At 36.9% G+C, this 2,834-nt stretch carries 5 protein-coding genes; 2 read left to right on the top strand and 3 right to left on the bottom strand.

Annotated elements, in window-relative coordinates; all coding sequences use genetic code 11:
* From BBW68_RS02795 to BBW68_RS02805, 3 genes are all read right to left on the bottom strand, one after another.
* Window positions 1-318 (bottom strand): hypothetical protein (locus BBW68_RS02795; RefSeq protein ID WP_148127513.1); only part of this gene is annotated, 318 nt, incomplete at its 3' end.
* The gene (locus BBW68_RS02800; RefSeq protein WP_029403594.1) at window positions 318-770 is read right to left on the bottom strand and encodes a hypothetical protein; all 453 of its coding nucleotides are present in this window, start codon (window positions 768-770) and stop codon (window positions 318-320) included. The genes BBW68_RS02795 and BBW68_RS02800, both read right to left, overlap by 1 nt.
* 2 nt (window positions 771-772) lie before the next feature.
* On the bottom strand, window positions 773-1,339 hold the full coding sequence (locus tag BBW68_RS02805; RefSeq protein ID WP_070133919.1) for a DUF459 domain-containing protein: 567 nt from the start codon (window positions 1,337-1,339) through the stop codon (window positions 773-775).
* Between the two features lie 98 nt (window positions 1,340-1,437).
* On the opposite strand from BBW68_RS02805, the gene BBW68_RS02810 reads away from it, so the two are divergent.
* Together BBW68_RS02810 and BBW68_RS02815 are read left to right on the top strand one after the other, a co-directional pair.
* A complete protein-coding gene (locus tag BBW68_RS02810) occupies window positions 1,438-1,668 on the top strand; it encodes a hypothetical protein (RefSeq protein WP_029403597.1) in 231 nt (76 codons plus the stop codon).
* A 770-nt stretch (window positions 1,669-2,438) separates the two neighbouring features.
* A partial coding sequence (locus BBW68_RS02815) for a hypothetical protein (RefSeq protein WP_148127514.1) occupies window positions 2,439-2,834 on the top strand: 396 nt, incomplete at its 3' end.

Consider the following 2,834-nt stretch of genomic DNA (forward strand, 5'->3'; position numbering starts at 1 on the left):
TAATATCTTTTTGAAAAAGATTATTTGCCCTGTGATGTTTCTTTCTTCCTGATAAACGTTTTCAAATTTATCTTTTAGTTCATTCAACGCATTGAGTATTAATGGTGATTGTTTTTGTGCTAATGACGCTATGAGGTAATGTTCGTTATCTCTGAAATTTTTAATTTTTGAGGCAGTGAAAATAATCTCCAAATCTTTTATGGTTCTAATTCCGTCAGTGGCAAATTTATATTTCTTCTGTTCTTTAGCCATTGCGTGATTAAATTGCGCTAGTAGCGCATCATCATTAATCCTGAAATTAATTGTTGTCCGTTCCATCAGACACCTGCCTTAACGCTGTTAGCAATTAATTTTTCTGTATCTGCGATCCGTTGGTTGCAAAGTATCAATCCCAATGGAATGAGTAAATTTGATTCTTTGATAAACCCGTAGTGTTTGCTTAATTCAAGGAGTAGTTGCTGATATTTTTTGTTATTTTCGGCATGATACATTGCCTGTAATAAACGACATTCTTCCTGTGTTCCCCGCTCAATCGCCCAATCAAAAACGGCATTCCAAGAAATCTCAGTGAGCTGATAAAAATTTTTCCGGCGTTGTTTTTCTTTGTGAATAACTGCCTTGAATTTTTTTCTGAAATTATTGTAATCTGCGGCTCCCTGTTTTGGATCTTCACATCGAACGCCCTGCACCGGACGTTTATCAAACGTCAGTTCATATAATCCGATATCCGGTAAATATTCGTAATCCTCTGGTGTGGCTAATCTGAACATATTCACCTCAATAGCAAGTTAGTGATCACCCTGTCTGCACCATACGGGGTAATGTGAATGCCATCATCTGTTCTGATGTTTCTGTCATTCACTGTCTGCATAAAGTTATAACCCAGTACATCACGCATATCAAAAAAATCTACACTGTGCTCAATACATGCAGCTTTGATGATTGACCTTGTGTAAAGCAACATAGACTCATGCTTTGCGTTTTTAAGTACCGGAGGAAGTAACCAGATAATATTTTTATTTTTATTTAATAGTGACATTATAAAGGTATCTACACGGTCTTGATAAAATATTTCATCATTTTCGTTTATCATATCATTGATACCTAACACAATATATATTCTGTCATAGTTGCTTAAATCCATTGTTTCTATGTAGTCAGTCCAGCTAAGAATGTTATCGGATTTCAGTCCTGTACTTTCTAAAAATTTCGCATCTACAGGTTCGATTTTTGAAAAACTTGATGCCAGACTGTAAGTCAGAGAATCACCGATAAAAAGTGATTTTGAGAATGATGTGTTTGACATAATCATCAAAACTAAAAAAATCAATATCTTCATTATTGCATTGCCTTTTTTTTGTGATTGATGTTAGATAGCCATCTTTGCACTTACTGATAAGTAAGTATTAAACCTGCCGGAAAATCAATAGGTGATGTATGGAAAATGTGAACAAACCAAATAATGCTATTGAAGAAAAGATAGAAAACTTAAAAAGTAAACTCACTGAATTAGACGAAAAACGAGAAAAGTTAATCACAAGAATTGATAAACTTGAGTCACAGATGAACGCTGAAAAAGCACAAAAAATTCTCGATGATAAGCGACAGGAGCTTGAGAATTTACTCGGAAAGGAAAATTTAGATCTGCTTTTTGGCAGTAAAAAGTAGCAAAAAAAGAGCCTGTAAAGGCTCTTTTTTTGCGTGTAAATAACTGATTGCTTGTTGGTCTACTTGTTGACTAACTTGTTGTTTTACTGTCAACAAATGAGTCAACAAGCTAAAAATGTGCGGATATACATAGATCCGCATGACAGGGATAGATAGTTAATCTATCCCTGTCAACTGCATTGATTTATCATTCTGATAAATCAACAAAAATGTTGCCGTTACCGGCAATGAGGGTAATGACCTCCTGAACGTCGGTCAAAACCCTCAAGGTCAAAAGAGGCGCACACCGCCAGTCGTTCCACGACTGACCACCCTCAAAAAGACGCCGTTTTTAACGGCTCATTTTCGATACTGCCGAAAATGAGCCGAAAACTGGCTTTTTTGAGGGTGGTCAGTCGCGCGGAATTTTGCGATAAAGCCGCAAAATATCCTTACTCGTGACGGTGTGCGGGGGCGCTGCCCCCCAAAAAGGTCGCGCTAGGTCGCGCTCAATTGCGTGGGCGCAATTACCCTTTTTGGCTCCCCCCGAAACCGTCATCATCGTCGCTTTTGGCGCGACGGCTGATGATGAGTTCGACGACACAAGCCGCTATACACACAGCGGCAAGTTGTCTCACTCATTTTTTTCTTAGCAATTTTTTCAAAATTGAAGAAAAAAAACCGAACATCAAGTTCCGTGTCGTTGTCCAGATTGTGCTCAGTTTTTGTTGATTTAATCGATCCCTTAACTTACATTTATTCTATTGTAATCTGATGGCGTAGGGTGAATTATGGATCAGGGGCTTTATGGATTCAGGCAGTTTGGTTATGTGATTGATAACTTTTCATCTGTATTTTTGTATCATCACTGGTTAGTGCTTTTCGTCATTTGGGCTTTCTTTGTTTTGATGGTCAGTATCATTGTCAGAAGTTTAAATCATGTTATTTTCATCGGAATGTCTGATGATGACAGAGAAGATTCAAGGAATGTAGAGGTTAATGGTAAGCGTCAAAAACGTGGCGTGTTTGCATCTATGCAATATGACAAACCTTACTTTTCGTTATTGCTTTTAAGGCAGGCAGGTTTTTTTATTAAAATACTGCTGATTTTTATTATAGCTTTTATGACTGCATTTTTTATTGTTACTCTGATTTCTGCTTTTTTTGATATTGATTATGTGATTACA

It is taken from the genome of Candidatus Erwinia dacicola, assembly GCF_001756855.1.
GTDB lineage: Bacteria > Pseudomonadota > Gammaproteobacteria > Enterobacterales > Enterobacteriaceae > Erwinia > Erwinia dacicola.